Source organism: Bacillus sp. C1 (assembly GCF_054570475.1).
The window spans coordinates 70,114-86,463 of sequence record NZ_JBTMZT010000004.1 but is presented as its reverse complement, the minus strand read 5'-3'; the positions used below and the strand labels follow the sequence as shown (position 1 = coordinate 86,463).

Sequence of the window (16,350 nt, the reverse complement as noted above, 5' to 3'; positions counted from 1 at the left end):
TGTCGAATCGCTGATATATGATAAGAAACGATAGATATATTTGAAAAATCGTCGATAAAATTTCATTCACCACTTTATCCCGCTTTTACGGCTCTCTAAATCCAAAAACTCCAATAAGAACTGGAGTAAGTAATAGGAATATAATTGCGGCAAGGAGAACGAAAATACCGACGAACTTCCATTTGCTAGGTTCGTTTTTGCTTATGGCAATCATGCTAAATATGAGACCGAGAATGATACAAGTGAGACTAGTAAAGAAGAAAATGCTTGGTAAAAAGTTTGAAGTTGCTGCGAGGGCATAACGAATTAGAAAGAAAATAACGCCAGCTAATGCCAGCCACAGTGAGAGAAGACTATATCTATTAGACATGTTTATCTACCTCCTATTACATATAGTGTAATATAAAAACTCCACATAAAAAGGAGAATCTTTTGCTTTTTCTTTTAATGAGAGTACAATGTAAAATAGCAAGAAAAGGCGAAAAGTATTTACAGGATTATTACAAGTAAATAACGTAAAAGGCAGTAAGGAATTGAGAGGAGGTTTTTTCTCTGGATATAAATAAAGAAACAATCATCCACCTTTATCATACAAACGATATACATAGTCATTTTGAAAACTGGCCGCAAATTTCTCGGTTTGTACGAGAGGAGAAAAAGCGAAGACAGGAAGCAGGAGAGTCCGTTTTAACGTTAGATATTGGCGATCATGTGGATCGGTTTCATCGAATTACGGAAGCGACAAATGGACTAGGGAATACGAAGTTATTAAACGAGGCGTTATATGATTATGTAACGATTGGAAATAATGAAGGAATTACATTAGCGAAGAAGCATTTAAACCATTTATACAATCATGCTGGATTTGAGGTGCTCGTAGCAAATTTATTTGAAAAAGAGGGCGTACGTCCTACTTGGGCGAAGCCGTATAAACTTCATACAACGACAGATGGTATTACAATCGCTTTAATCGGTTTAACGGTAGCTTATCCAGAGTTCTATCAAATGTTAGATTGGCATATTGAAGATCCAATGATGCATTTAGAATCCATCTTAGCAGAAGTAAAAGAGAAAGCGCATATAACAGTTGTACTTTCGCATCTTGGGAAAACTGCTGATGAGTATATGGCGGAGAATTATGATATTGATGTAATTTTAGGAGCGCATACACATCACTTATTTGAGCGTGGTGTTCTTATGAATGGGACGTTGCTTTGTTGCTGTGAAAAGTGGGGGCATTACGTCGGACATGTTCAGCTTACTGTGGATAAGGAAACGAAGCAATTGTTGAAAAAGGATGGAAGAGCAATTAAAACCGAGCGTCTAGGCGCTTATGGGGAATCGTTATCCACAATTGAAATGTTGCAAGAGGAAAGCAAAAACATAATGGCGGATCCTGTTATTGAATTGAAGGAGCCGTTACCAATTGATTGGTTTAAGGAAACAGCATTTGCTAGTATGCTGGCAAGCGCGTTAAAAGAGTGGTGTAATGCGGAAGTTGGCATGGTGAATGCAGGTGTATTATTAGAAGGATTAAACGAAGGAATTGTCACACGAGGAGATATCCACCGCATTTGTCCACATCCTATTAACCCGTGTGCGTTACAAGTCCCAGGGAGAACATTACGGGAAGTTATTTTAAAAGCACGTCGTCCAAATATGGAAGAGCTTGAAGTAAAAGGGCTCGGGTTTCGCGGAAAAGTGATGGGGAAAATGATTTATGATGGTATCGAAGTGATCCCAGATACGATTCCTGGAAATAAAGTTTTACTTAAAGATGTGTTAATTAATGGGGAATCTTTACAACTAGATCGCGTATATACGGTTGGAACGATTGATATGTTTACGTTCGGGTACTTATACCCAGAACTATCCACACTTTCTGAAAAGCAATATTATATGCCAGAACTGCTGAGAGATGTAGTAACAGAGATGTTAATAACGTATACATCTTCCATTAAACTATAGGCTAGTTAATCTGTAACACTCATTTTTCTCTTTTCATAAAGATAAGAAAGAGAGGAGTGTGTGTGCGATGGTGAATGTAGAACCAATTATTATTGATAACTATACGTTTATAGCTGTTAGTGTAAAGCTGCCGAAAACAACTTTGTTGGCGGTTATGAGCGATAAAGGATATATTATGTGCGGAGCTTTAGATGTCGGTCTATTAAACGAGAAGTTAGGAGACCGAGGGATTATTGCTGGCCGCGCGGTTGGCGTGAGAACGATTGAGCAACTGCTTGAAGCGCCGCTTGAATCGGTAACGACTGGAGCTGAGGCTTTAGGTATTCCGGCAGGAACAATTGGAAAAGATGCGTTATTAAAAATGATATAAGCATATATCGTCCCTCTTTCTTGCATAGAAATGATATAAGAAGGAGGGTTTTCTTATGCGTACATTTCGTCCAAAAGCTTCGCGGTTTCGAAAAGGACCGCTTCCTTTTCGGCATGTACTACTCATTTCGTTTATCATTTTTTTATTGTTAACATTACAAGGAGTTTGGATTGTAAATAAAAGTATTCAACCGACATTGATTAAGTATGGAGAAGTGCAGACACATAAAATGGCAACGGCTGTGATGACGAAAGCGGTAAAGGATCGGATTCAGGAAGGATTTGATGTGGATTCATTAATGAAAGTACAAAATGATAAAAATGGAAAAGTATCCACAATCGATTTAAATACAAAGCAAGTAAATGAGATTTTAACATCGACTACTGCATACATAGAAAAATATTTGCATCAAGTGGAGGAGGGAGATATGAAAGTGCTTGGTCTGCCAGAAGAGAGCGGCGTGTCGATGTCTGTTCCCCTTGGACGCATAACGGAGAATGCACTTCTTGGTAACTTAGGACCAGATATTCCAATCGATTTTACAACAATTGGTCATGTGAATACAGATATTAAGCAAAATGTAAAACCGCATGGCATTAACAATACTGCCATTGAAGTCGTTATGGAAGTGGATGTTACGCTGCAAGTGATTATTCCTTTTCGTACAAAAGAGATTACAGTGAAGCAAAATATCCCGATCGCAACGCGAATTGTACAAGGGGAAGTGCCAACTTATTATGGAAGTGACGGGGTTGTTGTACCGGAGGGGAAAGAAGGGAAGAAAGCGGATGAGTAAGTCATTCGCTTTTACTTATTTTTGTAAAATGGGAAGATAAATCAAATGATATATCAGTTCGTATTTATAATAGAAAGAGATTTGGGAAGTTGAAGGCATTAAAATAAGTGCGGGGGATAAAATGGGAGAAATACTTTTCTTTTTAGGAATCGTATCCGCAATAACTTGTCATGTGTTAAGCCACAGAAAAATGGATTCAACCAAAAAGAAGTTGTATTTTATAAGTCTGATTTTTACTACCATATTTGCCTTTATTCCTACAACAGGACCAAGTGATGGGGAATTTCTTTATTTTGGTAGGGGGATGCTTGGTTTTAATCCATTAGGGTTTATCGTTAACTTTTTTGTGTTTTATTGGTTTTTTAAGTTGATACTAAAGTTGAGGAGATTTTTGTTAAAAAAACAGAGGATTAACAGAAAACAACCGTAGCAATTAGCTACGGTTGTTTTGAGTTTGTTGGGAAACAGTAGCTAGGGGCTCCTGTTTTTTTTGTCGTTTTTTGTTGGTTAGTCGATATCTTTTGTCGAATCGCTGATATATTTCAATTTGCGCTGATATATGATGAGAAACGATCGATATATTTAAAAAATTGTCGATAAAATTTCATTCACCATTTTATATGAACAAATCTCGGCAAATCAACAAGTTTCTTTTTATAATTTTTTAGCATTTCCCTTTCTCCACGGCCTGAAAATAAACGTAGCAGTTAGCTACGGTTGTTTTTTAACTTCGTACGTTCTTTTCGTTCCCATAAGTTTAAATGTATATACGGATCAAAAGCCCATTCTATATATCCATTGTCTTTATACATTCCGAAATGTAAGTGGGGAGGGAATTTACCGGCTGTACCAGGAGGGCCATACCCAGTGCTACCAACAAAGCCAATCACTTTTCCTGGTTCGACGATTTGTCCAAGTTGTATTTCTTTGGAAAATCCGCCTAAATGTGCGTAATAATGATAGTTGTTATATAAATCACGAATACCGATGCGCCATCCTCCAAGGCGGTTCCAGCCTTTTGTTTCAATAATTCCGTAGCAAGTAGATCTTACGGGTACGCCATATCCTGCAAAAATATCGGTACCTTCATGAATTCGCCTTCCGCCAAAGCTACGCCCAGCTCCAAATGTGCTACGGTAGCTATGGTCACTATAGACAGGAAGTGGAAAAGCGTTTCCTTCTAAGTTAATACGGCCATAGTGCTTATAGATATGAGCATACGCGGTAATTAATTCAACCGTTTTCGCCCGTCTATAATATTCCCACAGCATAATTTTAATCCGATCTTCTGACGTTCCTTGCATCTTTATAATCGTTGCCATTGTATGCAAAAGATCTCGGTCGTTGTTTGCATCTGCCAGCCCATCTTTATCACCATCTAAACCAATCCCGCCAAATAAAGAGATTGTATGAGGAAGAGTATCATTTGCGGAGCTATTGGCAGGTCCAGTCCAGATTTCTGGTTTGAAGTATATTGAAACGATAGCATTAGGTTTTTTTGGAATATCTTTTCTTACGCTTCGAATATTGCGCTCATATTGATCAATTGCAGCTACAAAATACCATGGAATATGAGTATCTTTTTCAGTTTCTTTATATAATGTCATCCGTTTTTCGTATATTTGATTTTGATCCATTTCACCATAGGCAATACTTTGCCCAAGAAAAAAGGAAATAGAAAGAAATAGGGCGATCTTTCGAAGCATGTAAATAAACTCCTTTCACAACATCACTCTTTTTAGTGTGGGATTTACGAGATATTTCATTATAGTAAATCATTGGTAAAATTTTTGGGCATCTTCATTTGAGCAAATCGCTTTCATACGTTAGAATAGATATGTTACATTGGAAGAAGCGAACACGGTAAACTATTTCATATTGTGCGGAGTTGATAACATGACAAAACAAACAGAATATAAGCGCAAGCCCGAATGGTTGAAAATTAAGTTAAATACAAATGAAAACTATACAGGCTTAAAGAAAATGATGCGTTCTAAGCAGCTTCATACCGTTTGTGAAGAAGCAAAATGTCCGAATATTCATGAATGCTGGGCGGTAAGAAAAACAGCAACGTTTATGATTTTAGGTGCGGTTTGTACACGTGCTTGTCGTTTTTGTGCGGTTAAAACAGGCTTACCAACAGAGCTTGATTTACAAGAACCAGAACGCGTAGCAGATTCTGTAGTACAAATGGGCTTAAAGCACGTTGTTATAACAGCGGTTGCACGTGATGATTTAAAAGACGGGGGAGCAGCTGTTTTTGCTGAAACAGTGCGCGCTGTTCGTCGCAAAAACCCATTCACGTCTATCGAAGTACTGCCATCTGATATGGGTGGAGTAGAAGAAAATTTAAAAATGTTAATGGATGCAAAACCAGATATTTTAAACCATAACATTGAAACAGTAAGTCGATTATCTAACCGAGTTCGCGCTAGAGCAAAATATCCTCGTTCATTAGAGTTTTTACGTCGTGCGAAAGAAATGCAGCCTGATATTCCAACTAAATCTAGCATTATGGTGGGATTAGGTGAAACAAGAGAAGATTTAATTGAAGCAATGGACGATTTACGTGCGAACAATGTGGATATTTTAACACTTGGACAATACCTACAACCATCGAAAAAGCATTTACCAGTTATTAAATACTACACACCAGCAGAATTTGCAGAGCTAAAAGAGATTGCACTTAGCAAAGGCTTTAGCCACTGTGAAGCTGGTCCACTTGTGCGTTCTTCTTATCATGCGGACGAGCAAGTACGTTCTGCGAAAGAAAAAACAGCAGAAGCGAAATAATGAAAAAAGAGAGCTGAAAATTAGCTCTCTTTTTTATCTCGTAAAAGCCCGATTGGTGAGGGCTGATAATCAGTGGGGATGAAGCCCCCCACTGATTAAAGTTTCACTTTATATTCTAAAACCGTATTGTGACATGTGGATAAAATCTTTTTCAATTCCGCTGTGGATAATTCAATTGTAAATTCCGGAACACCAGGTGTAATTAAAATTTTCTCATAGACATAGATGGAATGATCCACAATAATTGTTACATCCTGTGAATAACCAAAAGGAGCAACACATCCGGGAATACAGCCTGTTTTTTCTCTTAATTCATTAGGTGAACAAATGGATAGGCGCTCACCAGTGAGTTCTTTCATTTCGTTTCGTTCTAGACGAGTACCTTCTAATGTGAAGAAAACGTAATACGCTCCAGATTTTGATTTTAAAAATAAGCTTTTACTAGGAGTTCCTTGTAAACCGAGACGTTCACGAACGATTCGATCTGTTTCGTAGTCGAGAACGGGCTCGTGTTCAAATTTTTCATAGGAAGCATTTGTTTTATGTAATAAAGAAATTATTTCCTCGTACATCTTTTTGTGATACCCCTTTCTATATTTGCTGCATAGTCCTCTTTAATTTTTTTGTACTTGAAATTTCCATATGTTTTGAAGGCACAAGGTGCATACAGTGTATCTTCTCGTGATGTCAACTGAATGCAGTCTAAAGGAATGTTACGTTTTCCACAATCTGTGGATTGTTGTTTGTTCACCCATTGTAATTTCATAAACATCAGGATTGCTTAAGCTTTTCCAATCTTTAAAACCAATTGTATGATCGAAGTGTTTTAAAATGAGTGTTAATAAGTTTCCATGGGTAACAAGCAATGTCGTTCTATGGTCTTGCTGTAAAATACCTTGAACAAGCGATACGGCGCGCTCCATCGCTTGTTTTGTTGACTCTCCGCCCGAAAAGGCAATATCTATATTGGTAAAAGTATGTTCTAGTTTGTATAGCCAATCTTTCATTGGCGCATTGCTTAATATGCGTTCTGTTAGTCTTTCATCTTTTTGAATCGGTAAATGTGATTGTAATGCAAAGGGCGCAATGGATTGAATGGCTCGGGTGAAAGGGCTTGAAATAATGGAATCTATTTGCAGGTTACTTTGCATGAGGAAATTAGTAAGATGGTGTGCTTGTTCTTTTCCTGCAATTGTTAATTCAGCCTCTCGCTCTTGTCCGGTTGCTTGGCAGTGACGCACTACGATAAGTTTTTTCAAAATCTATCCCTCATTTTTTCAAGTTGACCATATATACTTCGACAAATAGGAAAAAAATCCTCTATAGAAAAAAGCTAAGCCCTGTGGACTTAGCTTTTTTCTGATCCTATTGTTAAGTTGTCTTTCATTTTTCGGATGAGAATAAAAGCAAAGATTGCCAAAATAAAGATGATACCTTCTGCAACAAATACATTGATTACTTGTCTTTGATAAAGAGCGGCAAAGAAATCCACAAATGCATGGAATAGTACAGCATATACGAGGAAAATATATTTTTTCTGTTTTACTGCGTATATGACAAGCATTGTGAAGGCGATTTGTAAGACAAGCGCCATAATTCTTTCTAAGCCACCGAGTAAATATAAGTAGGCAGGTGCCTGAATTAATGCATCTTGCACACGGCTTAGCTCCGGTAATTTTTCAACCATTTGAGCGAAGCTACCATTGTTAATGGATATTGCAAAGGTAAGAGTTTGTAGACCAGCAAAACCGCCGATTAGAATAGATTCAATTCCGCCATGTCCAATTCCATATGCGAGACCATCTTTATACTCTTGATATTTTTTTAATAGGAAGAAGAAGGCAACAAAACGTCCTAATTCTTCAAAAATACCAGCAGTAAGTCCGCCGTAAATCGCAAAGATATATGGGTTTTCTAAAACTTTAGCTGTTGCTGGATTTCCGCGCATGAATAAGTGGAATGGTGTTTCGAGGATTTGGGTAAATCCAATAAAGATAAGTATACCAATTCCAACCACTTTCCAACTAATATGATATTTTTTACGGAAATAAACGAGCGCAATAATTGGAACCAGAATCGAGAGAGCGAGTTGAATTGTGATACTGGCAATTACAGTATTTGAAACCATACTTTCACCGCTTTCTAATATATGTACATATATATTATGCACGAAATGTAGGAGAATGTGGAGGAATGAAGTTTTTAGAAGCGAAAAAGAAGTTTTTTATTGACTCTAACGTTGCGTAATACTTTATCGTATGTAGTAAGGGGGAGACATACATGACAATGAGGGTGAAAGAAGTAGCTGATTTAGTTGGTATTAGTGTGCGCACACTGCATCATTATGATGAAATTGGGCTTTTAACCCCAGACGAGACGACGGAGTCAGGCTATCGTCTGTATTCCAATGAAAATCTAGAGCTATTACAACAAATTTTATTTTTCAAGGAGCTTGGCTTCCCTTTAAAGAAAATTAAAGAGATTATCAATAGTCCTTCATTTGACCGAGAAGAGGCGCTTCAGTTGCACCGGAAACTGCTACTCGAAAAGCGTGCCCGCTTAGATAAAGTGATTGCGACAATTGATAAAACAATTCAGCATACAAAAGGAGAAATTGAAATGACGAATAAAGAGAAGTTTGAAGGGTTTGACTTTAGTCATAACCCATACGAAGAAGAAGCACGCACAAGATGGGGAAATGAAGCTGTAGATAAAGCGAATAAAGCGGCAGCTAGTATGAGTAAGGAAAAACAAGAGGAATTTAATACTATTTATAGGAAGCTTGCTACCCTTCGGCATAGTGCTCCTGATTGTAAGGAAGCGCAAGACGCGATCCAAGTATGGTATGATTACTTGCAAAAATTTGGTCAATATTCATTAGAGGCGTTTAAAGGATTAGGGCAGATGTATGTTACGGATGAACGTTTTACAAAAAATATTGATCAGTTTGGAGAAGGATTAGCGCAGTTTATGTGTGATGCGATGGCGATTTATGCAGATCGTAACAAAAGATAGAAAGGATGAAAGGTGTCTAAAATAGGCTGTTTTAGTGATGGTGTTGGTTAGCTGAAATGGTAAATGAAATTTTATCAGCGATTTTTCCAATATATCAGCGATTCGACAATGGATATCGATTTTGCAAAAAATAACGACAAAAACAGGAGGCGGCAGGCTCCTGTTTTTGTCGTTATTTTTTCATCATGTCATGTAGTGTGGCATTTTGACTATTATTTAAATGTGGATTTTTACTCATTTCACGTTTTAACATATCAATGCTTTGTTCATATTCTGTATCGTTTAATGTACCAGACTGAAGTCCTTGAATTTGCGAGATCAGTTTTTGGTCTGTTGATACATATGCTTTATAATAGCGAGGAACGATGGAAAGTGCAGTTTTATACACTTGATCGGTTACAAGTGGGGGATTCGTTGTATTGGCACGATATACAACAAATACTTCATCATCCGTAACAAGCGTAGCTGCATTTGTTACATCAGGGAGCTTAACGATCAAGCTTGTAACCATTTCAGCAACCTTTTCACGGTTAATCGCTCCTACTTGTTTGTTAGATACTTCATCCTTTTGTTTAGAAGAGTAGCCGATTTTAGTGAGCTTTGTATTGTCAGTATGGTACATACCCTTTTTATTGGAAACGAGAACACGACTACCTTCCTCACGTTCCATTTCAGCTTTATTTGTTGTTTGGCAGCCTATAAATAAAGAAAGTGTGAGAAGGAAGAGTATTATTTGTTTTTTCACGAGTAATCACCTCCTTCTCCATAGCATGTACTACTTTTCAATTTTTTGTATTTGAAATTGTTGGTTGCTATGCTTTGTGATACGATAAAAAGAAGAATGCTTAGAAAGGAAGTTCATGATGGAGCAAAAGCAAGAGATGTATGCTACGTTGAATATGAATAATGTTCAGTACGAAGTAATTAAAGACTATCGTAACGGTTTTCGTGAAGAAGCATTTAAAGAGCGCTACGCAGAAATTTTAAATAAATATGATTATATCGTTGGAGACTGGGGCTACGATCAACTCAGATTACGCGGATTTTTTGATGATAGTAACCAACGTGCGACATATGATACGAAAATTAGTACGTTATCGGAGTACTTATATGAGTACTGTAATTTTGGTTGTGCACACTTTGTATTGCGAAAAGTGAAAAAGTAACAAGAACTCCTCTTACGATAAGTGTAAGAGGAGTTTTTGTTACAAGCAAATTGAAATAAGATCACCTTCCGAAAGGGTTGTATTTGGTTTCATCTGTTTTCCATTTAGCTGAATGTGCCCGTTCTTTATTCTGTCTACAATCAAGGTGCGACTCCAATCTGAAATATATGTTGATAAAGCTTTGTCAATGCGATGGGAGCCCACGACTGTTTCTAATACAATGGTTATTTCTGTTGTACCATTTTCTTTATATTGCATAAGCGAGATTGTAGTTGTTATTTCATCTCGTTCTGTCTGGAACACATCAAGCGTTTCGACATGATCAGAAAACGATTTATAAATGTGAAGTTTTTTATTCCACGTATGGCCTTTTGGACATTTATAAATGGCAAAGCGGTAAATGTTCTTTCCATTTGCGTTATGCCTACGAATGTTTGTATCAGTAAATAGGGCTGTATGCCCGCAATTTTTACAATGTTTTTCAATAGTCGTTTCAAATGCATTTTCATATAAATTCCAAGAAAGTTGTACTTTCTGCATTTTCCTTCACCTCGTATATAGTGGTAAAGGAACGTAATACAGCTATTTGGATGTCTTGCAGTATGAATTGGTACGCAATAGACAAAAATAAAAAGAGGTTCCCTCACGAGGAACCTCCGTAAAACATCATACTACAGATGTGTTACGTTCCTTTGTAATGGGAAATGGGCAGACTACTCCCTTGAAAAAGCACACAGCTTTTTTGAGAGTAATGCTATCCAATTGCTGATCCATTACAAAGTAAATGTTGGCATACGTAGTAGACGTCCTTTCTTCCAAATAGATTTGTTCATAAGTATAACACAAGAGATTGAAAATTCAAAATAAATGACGTGAAAAAACACCAGCTACTATGGTAGCTGGTGCATCACACTATATAAGTTCGAATAAAAATGAGCGTAATTCTTCTGCGATTTCTTCAGATACAGAAAAAGCGTGCTCTAAGTAGCCAGGTTCGTTTAAATCATCAGTGCCAATGATTGCAAATTTATTGCGCTGCATATCAAGGACGATGGTTTTACCGTAATGACGATCAGAATATAAAAGCGCTAAATCGTGGCGCTCGTTTTCTCCCATAAAGCTAACGAAACGCGTTTTTGTATCGACTGTATCGTCGTAAAGAAAGAAACGTTCTTCCATATATACAGGCTCCTTTTTTAAATATCTAAGTTTAAGTGAGGCTTATGATCTAAATGGTGATGCGTTTTAATAAAGCGTACCGTTCTTGTTTTGTAGCGCATAACGATAGAATACGTTTCTGCTAAATCTCCACCAAGGAATTTAACACCATCTAATAGCTCGCCAGCAGATACACCTGTCGCTGAGAAGATTGCGTCGTCACCAGATACTAGGTCATCTAGCATAAGAAGTTGACGGGGATCTTCTAATCCCATTTCACGGCAACGTGTTTCTTCTTCTTCGTTCATTGGAACTAAGCGTGCTTGCATTTCGCCTTCAAGACATTTCAGTGCTGCTGCAGAGATAACGCCTTCTGGAGCGCCGCCAACACCAACGAATAAATCGATACCTGTTCCAGGAAGAGCTGTTGCGATTGAGGCACCAACATCGCCATCACCGAATAGTTTTACACGTGCACCTTTTGCACGAACACGGTCAATGATATCTTGATGACGTTCACGTTCTTGGATGATAACCGTTAGATCACGAATTTTTTTATTGTTTGCTTCTGCTACAATTTCAATTGTTTTTTCAATTGGATCATCTAAGCTAATTTTACCAGCTGCTTTTGGACCAACCGCGATTTTTTCCATGTACATATCCGGAGCATGAAGAAGATTTCCTTTATCTGCGATTGCGATAACTGCCATTGCGTTTGCAAGACCCTTTGCAACAATGTTTGTACCTTCTAATGGGTCAACGGCGATATCTACTTCTGGACCGTTACCTGTTCCGAGTTCCTCACCAATATAAAGCATTGGTGCTTCATCAAGTTCTCCTTCACCGATTACAACAGTACCTGCCATGTTTACTGAATCAAACATATCACGCATAGCTGTAGTTGCTGCATCATCTGCTTCGTTTTTCTTTCCGCGGCCCATCCATTGTGCGGATGCTAAGGCTGCTGCTTCTGTTACACGGACAATTTCTAATGCGAGTTCACGTTCCAAGGTGACATTCCTCCAATTTCAAAAATCATACAGTTATAACTATAACAAATAACGAAGAAAAGGTGAATTCGAAAAATTGTCGATTTTTTCAGAAGAAAGGGTTACAATTAAAATGTAAATGCTTTTATTTCCAGGTAGGTGACATTCATGTACTTTGTAGACAGAAAAAAGATAGAGCAAATGTTAACATGTTTAGAGCAAGTAGTAGATACATTTCAAGAGAAGCAGCAATATGAAAGCGCTTTTGAAGATTACGCATTAGAGCGTATGTCGCATCTTATCATTGATTGCATATTAGATGTTGGAAATGCAATGATTGATGGATTTATTATGCGTGATCCAGGAAGTTATGAAGATATTATTGATATTTTAATGGATGAAAAAGTCATAAGCGCGGAAGAGGGACGAGGAATAAAAGAAGTAATTGTCCTTCGGAAAATGCTTATGCAAGATTATATTCACATGAACCATGAAGAATTATATACAACGATTCAAAAACAAATTGCCGTGGTACAAAAATATCCTGCGAATATTCGCCGTTATTTAGAAAAGGAATTAGGACCTGTATCTGCATTCGTAGCAGAATAAGCGCATGGATTAAGATCCCCATTCACCTTTTTGGGGGTCTTTTTCATCTATAGGAACGGCGAGAAAGGGGGAAGGGTGAAAAATGGGGGAAGCACGTACAACGAAAGAAGAAATTGTACAACTTTTGAAAATAAACGGTGAACGAACGGTTGGAGCGCTAGCTGAAATTTTGGAGATTACGGAGATGGCTGTACGGCGTCATTTAAGTAAGCTTGAGAAAGAAGGAACTATTCAGTCAAAGATGGTGCGTCAACATGTTGGAAGACCAACATATGTATATGGCCTAAGTCAAAAAGGAGAAGATTTATTTCCGAAAGATTATAAGCAATTCGCTTTAGAAGTGTTAGAGGATTTAGAGGGAATCGGTGATGAAACACTTGTAAATGCTATTTTAAAGGCGAGGACGAATCGTATGGAAAAGCATTTACAAAAGCGAATGAGCCGCCAAGATACTGTATTGCAAAAGCTCCGGGAAGTTGCCGCTATTCAAGAGAAAAATGGATATATGGTACAAGTGAAGCAGGAAGATGGGAAATCATACATATTACAAAAACAAAATTGTCCATTACAGGCTGTTGCTGAAAAATATCCACAGCTTTGTTTGGAAGAGGAAAATATGTATAAGCGATTGTTTTCTTCGGAACATGTGAAAGTCTTATCAAATATGTGTGATGGTGACTGTCACTGTTCGTATCATATAGAAGAGAAAAAATGAACGTTATGGGACGCTTTGACACGAAGCGTTTTTTTCTTTTGGAAAAGCGGTTAATATAAGAAGGGTATGAACGTTACGACAAAAAGGAGAGATACATACATGTATAAAGGGTATTTAATTGATTTAGACGGTACAATGTATCGCGGTGAAGAACAAATTGAAGAAGCAAGCGACTTTGTAAAGGCTTTAGAGGAGCGTGGTCTTCCGTATTTATTTGTGACGAATAACTCAACGCGCAAACCAGAACAAGTGGCAGAAAAGCTTGTTCGTTTTGATATTCCAGCGAAACCAGAACAAGTATTTACAACGAGTATGGCAACAGCGAATTTTATTTATGAGCGTAAACAAGATGCATCTGTGTATATGATTGGTGAAGAGGGCTTGTATGAAGCACTTGTGGAAAAAGGATTTAAGCTTGTGGATGAAAATCCTGATTTTGTCGTTGTTGGATTAGATCGTGAAATTACATATGAAAAGTTGGCGAAAGCATGTCTTGCTGTACGTAATGGTGCGACATTTATTTCAACAAATGGAGATATTGCAATTCCAACTGAGCGTGGTTTGCTACCTGGGAACGGTTCACTAACATCTGTCGTTGCAGTATCCACAGGTGTAGATCCAATTTTCATCGGAAAACCAGAATCCGTTATTATGGAGCAAGCATTAAAAGTACTTGGCATAGCGAAAGACGAAGCATTAATGGTTGGGGATAACTATGACACTGACATTTTGGCAGGGATAAACGCTGGTATGCATACACTTCTTGTCCACACTGGAGTCACAACTGTGGAGAAGTTAACAGAATATGACGTGCAACCAACGCAAGTTGTGCATAACTTAACGGAGTGGATTGAGAAGATGTAAGAAGAGACGGGGGAGTTAGAAAACATTTTACAATGATATATAAATCTAAATTAAAAACCTAACAAAAACCATTCTTTTTAGAGGGATAAGAGCATCCGGCCGAGTGTAGTAGCGGTCAGATCCCTTTTGAGCCCCATGCCATGTAAAAACAAAAAGAAGAAATAAGTGGAGATTTCCTTTTGTTTTCATAATCGCAATTTAGATGTTAGAAAATCAAGTTGGGTATATATATCTTCCTAAGCTCACTATAAAATAAAAACACGCCACCTTCTTATAGGGTGGCGTGTCTTATTAAAATACGCGATTCACAACTTCTTTTACTTCTTCAAGATATTCTTTTCGTACTTCGTCATCCACAGAAGGAACACTCGTATAGAATGTGTGCTCTAACGTTTCAATTCCTGTAAATTCAAAGATTCCAGCATCGCTCGTTTTCTTCATTGCATCAAACATACCGCTTGCTGTATAAGCTTCTTTCGTATTTCCCATTGTGGATAATAGCAACCCTTTTTTACCAGTTAGTAACTTTTCAATGCCATTTTCACCATAAGCATACGCAAACCCATGGCTAAACACGCGATCAACATATCCTTTTAAGAGTGCTGGAAGACCAGCCCACCAAACTGGATAAATGAAAGTAATGCTATCAGCCCAAGTGATATGGTCTTGCTCTTCTTTAATATCAGCTGGCGTATTTCCTTGAGAAAATGAGACGAAATCAGAAGAACCTAATACTGGGTTGAAGTTTAACTCGTATAAATCACGAACTCGTACTTCATGACCTTTTCCTTCTAGCTCAGATTTTACTGTTTCTAAAACGGCATGATTGAAGCTTTGTGGATTTGGATGTGCATAAACGATTACATGTTTCATGTTGTTTCCTCCTATTTGTGGGTATGTAGATAGTTTGTTCAAATAATCTAATATTTAATGTAACTATTATAGTTACGATGTGGTTATCTCGTCAAACGATGTGATTCTATCCACAGGTACATGTAGCTGTTCTCTTAATGCTTGTGCACTGCCAAAATGATCAAAGTGCCCATGTGTTAATAAAGGTAACGAAACATCTGCGGAAGAGATGTTTCGTTTTTTTAGTGCTTGTAAGATCAGCTTCTCATCTCCAGGTCGTCCTGTATCTACAATAATCGTTTTATCACCACGAATGAGAAAAATATTAGAAAACCCTAATAGTATTTGCTCAATCAAAATAACACCTTCTATATTTAGAATAAAATCCGTTTCTCCTTCGCCTCTTTTATCCACTGTGGAAATTCATTCAACAAGTTGTTATATAACGTTTCATCTGTTGTTTTCTCGATATCTCGAATGTAGAAAAAGTTAGCATTATCAATGAAACGGCCTTCCATTTCGTCTAGTTTTCTAAGAACATCAAATTTACCGTTCCCAATCCCAACAAACTGCCAAAAAATTGGTTGGTTAGAAGAGGATATAACCGGTTTTTGAATGCCTTTTTTACAGCCGCCATCGTTAATAAAAATAACAAAGGCAGGTTCTTCACTTTTCTCTTCAATGGTGTACTTTCTAATAATATCTTCCATTACTTGCGGCTCTTCATTTCGGCCGAATTTATGGATAGCGTTATTATTTAAAATGTGTTTTTCTACATAACTAGCAAAGTCTTTTTCAGTAACGGCTGGTAATCTTGAAAATTCGTTATCATATACCCAAATATCTAGTGAGCCGTCATCATCAAATTGACTTGCGACCGCAAGAACACGTTCCACAACTTCCTGAACAGTGCCGTTTTTATAAAGTGTTCGCATAGATCCAGAAATATCTAATACGAGTGCAACTTTTGCGACAACGCCTGTTAATTTCTTTTTCTCCAATACAACGCGTACTGCTTCTTTTCGTAATGTAATTGTACTCATGTATAATCGCTC

22 protein-coding genes are annotated in these 16,350 nt (G+C 37.5%); 10 read left to right on the top strand and 12 right to left on the bottom strand.

The window, feature by feature from the left end:
* Positions 1-85: 85 nt before the first annotated feature.
* Positions 86-370: a hypothetical protein gene (locus tag ACX5JI_RS14250; protein ID WP_459501699.1), complete on the bottom strand. Its 285-nt coding sequence runs from the start codon at positions 368-370 to the stop codon at positions 86-88.
* Between the two features lie 182 nt (positions 371-552).
* On the opposite strand from ACX5JI_RS14250, the gene ACX5JI_RS14245 reads away from it, so the two are divergent.
* The 4 genes from ACX5JI_RS14245 to ACX5JI_RS14230 all read left to right on the top strand — a co-directional run bounded on the left by ACX5JI_RS14245 (position 553) and on the right by ACX5JI_RS14230 (position 3,564).
* Positions 553-1,968 carry a bifunctional metallophosphatase/5'-nucleotidase gene (locus tag ACX5JI_RS14245; RefSeq protein ID WP_459502038.1) on the top strand — a complete coding sequence of 472 codons (1,416 nt, stop codon included), beginning with the start codon at positions 553-555 and terminating at the stop codon, positions 1,966-1,968.
* A 67-nt stretch (positions 1,969-2,035) separates the two neighbouring features.
* Entirely contained in the window at positions 2,036-2,338 is a 303-nt protein-coding gene (locus tag ACX5JI_RS14240; RefSeq protein WP_459501698.1) for a YunC family protein, read from the top strand.
* A 55-nt stretch (positions 2,339-2,393) separates the two neighbouring features.
* On the top strand, positions 2,394-3,134 hold the full coding sequence (gene yunB, locus ACX5JI_RS14235) for a sporulation protein YunB (protein WP_459501697.1): 741 nt from the start codon (positions 2,394-2,396) through the stop codon (positions 3,132-3,134).
* A 121-nt stretch (positions 3,135-3,255) separates the two neighbouring features.
* A complete protein-coding gene (locus tag ACX5JI_RS14230) occupies positions 3,256-3,564 on the top strand; it encodes a hypothetical protein (RefSeq protein ID WP_459501696.1) in 309 nt (102 codons plus the stop codon).
* A gap of 277 nt (positions 3,565-3,841) precedes the next feature.
* Here the strand turns inward: ACX5JI_RS14230 and ACX5JI_RS14225 are convergent, their stop codons facing one another.
* The gene (locus ACX5JI_RS14225; protein ID WP_459501695.1) at positions 3,842-4,840 is read right to left on the bottom strand and encodes a M23 family metallopeptidase; all 999 of its coding nucleotides are present in this window, start codon (positions 4,838-4,840) and stop codon (positions 3,842-3,844) included.
* A 190-nt stretch (positions 4,841-5,030) separates the two neighbouring features.
* Here ACX5JI_RS14225 and lipA point away from each other — a divergent pair, with 190 nt between their 5' ends.
* Positions 5,031-5,927 (top strand): lipoyl synthase, encoded by an 897-nt coding sequence (gene lipA, locus ACX5JI_RS14220; RefSeq protein ID WP_459501694.1) that lies wholly within the window; start codon positions 5,031-5,033, stop codon positions 5,925-5,927.
* A gap of 95 nt (positions 5,928-6,022) precedes the next feature.
* Here the strand turns inward: lipA and ACX5JI_RS14215 are convergent, their stop codons facing one another.
* From ACX5JI_RS14215 to ACX5JI_RS14205, 3 genes are all read right to left on the bottom strand, one after another.
* Positions 6,023-6,499, bottom strand: a complete 477-nt coding sequence (locus tag ACX5JI_RS14215) for a YbaK/EbsC family protein (protein WP_459501693.1) — start codon at positions 6,497-6,499, stop codon at positions 6,023-6,025.
* A gap of 141 nt (positions 6,500-6,640) precedes the next feature.
* Entirely contained in the window at positions 6,641-7,186 is a 546-nt protein-coding gene (locus tag ACX5JI_RS14210; RefSeq protein ID WP_459501692.1) for a histidine phosphatase family protein, read from the bottom strand.
* Between the two features lie 89 nt (positions 7,187-7,275).
* Positions 7,276-8,097, bottom strand: coding sequence for a YhfC family intramembrane metalloprotease (locus tag ACX5JI_RS14205; RefSeq protein WP_459501691.1), 822 nt, complete (start codon positions 8,095-8,097; stop codon positions 7,276-7,278).
* Positions 8,098-8,207: 110 nt separating this feature from the next.
* On the opposite strand from ACX5JI_RS14205, the gene ACX5JI_RS14200 reads away from it, so the two are divergent.
* Positions 8,208-8,942, top strand: a complete 735-nt coding sequence (locus tag ACX5JI_RS14200; protein ID WP_459501690.1) for a MerR family transcriptional regulator — start codon at positions 8,208-8,210, stop codon at positions 8,940-8,942.
* A 172-nt stretch (positions 8,943-9,114) separates the two neighbouring features.
* On the opposite strand, the gene ACX5JI_RS14195 is transcribed toward ACX5JI_RS14200, so the two are convergent.
* Positions 9,115-9,687: a YhcN/YlaJ family sporulation lipoprotein gene (locus ACX5JI_RS14195; RefSeq protein ID WP_459501689.1), complete on the bottom strand. Its 573-nt coding sequence runs from the start codon at positions 9,685-9,687 to the stop codon at positions 9,115-9,117.
* 154 nt (positions 9,688-9,841) lie between these two features.
* Here ACX5JI_RS14195 and ACX5JI_RS14190 point away from each other — a divergent pair, with 154 nt between their 5' ends.
* Positions 9,842-10,108, top strand: a complete 267-nt coding sequence (locus tag ACX5JI_RS14190) for a YutD family protein (RefSeq protein ID WP_459502037.1) — start codon at positions 9,842-9,844, stop codon at positions 10,106-10,108.
* 39 nt (positions 10,109-10,147) lie between these two features.
* On the opposite strand, the gene ACX5JI_RS14185 is transcribed toward ACX5JI_RS14190, so the two are convergent.
* From ACX5JI_RS14185 to glpX, 3 genes are all read right to left on the bottom strand, one after another.
* Positions 10,148-10,648 carry a S4 domain-containing protein gene (locus ACX5JI_RS14185; protein ID WP_459501688.1) on the bottom strand — a complete coding sequence of 167 codons (501 nt, stop codon included), beginning with the start codon at positions 10,646-10,648 and terminating at the stop codon, positions 10,148-10,150.
* A gap of 372 nt (positions 10,649-11,020) precedes the next feature.
* The gene (locus ACX5JI_RS14180; protein ID WP_003208880.1) at positions 11,021-11,287 is read right to left on the bottom strand and encodes a DUF3055 domain-containing protein; all 267 of its coding nucleotides are present in this window, start codon (positions 11,285-11,287) and stop codon (positions 11,021-11,023) included.
* A 17-nt stretch (positions 11,288-11,304) separates the two neighbouring features.
* Positions 11,305-12,276 (bottom strand): class II fructose-bisphosphatase, encoded by a 972-nt coding sequence (gene glpX / locus ACX5JI_RS14175; RefSeq protein ID WP_459501687.1) that lies wholly within the window; start codon positions 12,274-12,276, stop codon positions 11,305-11,307.
* A 147-nt stretch (positions 12,277-12,423) separates the two neighbouring features.
* Here glpX and ACX5JI_RS14170 point away from each other — a divergent pair, with 147 nt between their 5' ends.
* The 3 genes from ACX5JI_RS14170 (at position 12,424) to nucF (ending at position 14,443) form a co-directional block, all read left to right on the top strand.
* Complete coding sequence (locus ACX5JI_RS14170; protein ID WP_459501686.1) at positions 12,424-12,864, top strand: DUF86 domain-containing protein; 441 nt, start codon at positions 12,424-12,426, stop codon at positions 12,862-12,864.
* A gap of 82 nt (positions 12,865-12,946) precedes the next feature.
* Positions 12,947-13,579, top strand: coding sequence for a helix-turn-helix transcriptional regulator (locus ACX5JI_RS14165; protein WP_459501685.1), 633 nt, complete (start codon positions 12,947-12,949; stop codon positions 13,577-13,579).
* A gap of 99 nt (positions 13,580-13,678) precedes the next feature.
* The gene (nucF, locus tag ACX5JI_RS14160; protein ID WP_459501684.1) at positions 13,679-14,443 is read left to right on the top strand and encodes a 5' nucleotidase NucF; all 765 of its coding nucleotides are present in this window, start codon (positions 13,679-13,681) and stop codon (positions 14,441-14,443) included.
* 291 nt (positions 14,444-14,734) lie between these two features.
* On the opposite strand, the gene ACX5JI_RS14155 is transcribed toward nucF, so the two are convergent.
* From ACX5JI_RS14155 to ACX5JI_RS14145, 3 genes are all read right to left on the bottom strand, one after another.
* On the bottom strand, positions 14,735-15,316 hold the full coding sequence (locus tag ACX5JI_RS14155) for an NAD(P)H-dependent oxidoreductase (RefSeq protein ID WP_459501683.1): 582 nt from the start codon (positions 15,314-15,316) through the stop codon (positions 14,735-14,737).
* 72 nt (positions 15,317-15,388) lie between these two features.
* On the bottom strand, positions 15,389-15,652 hold the full coding sequence (locus ACX5JI_RS14150; RefSeq protein WP_459501682.1) for an MBL fold metallo-hydrolase: 264 nt from the start codon (positions 15,650-15,652) through the stop codon (positions 15,389-15,391).
* 17 nt (positions 15,653-15,669) lie between these two features.
* Positions 15,670-16,338 carry a vWA domain-containing protein gene (locus ACX5JI_RS14145; RefSeq protein ID WP_459501681.1) on the bottom strand — a complete coding sequence of 223 codons (669 nt, stop codon included), beginning with the start codon at positions 16,336-16,338 and terminating at the stop codon, positions 15,670-15,672.
* Between the last annotated feature and the right edge of the window lie 12 nt (positions 16,339-16,350).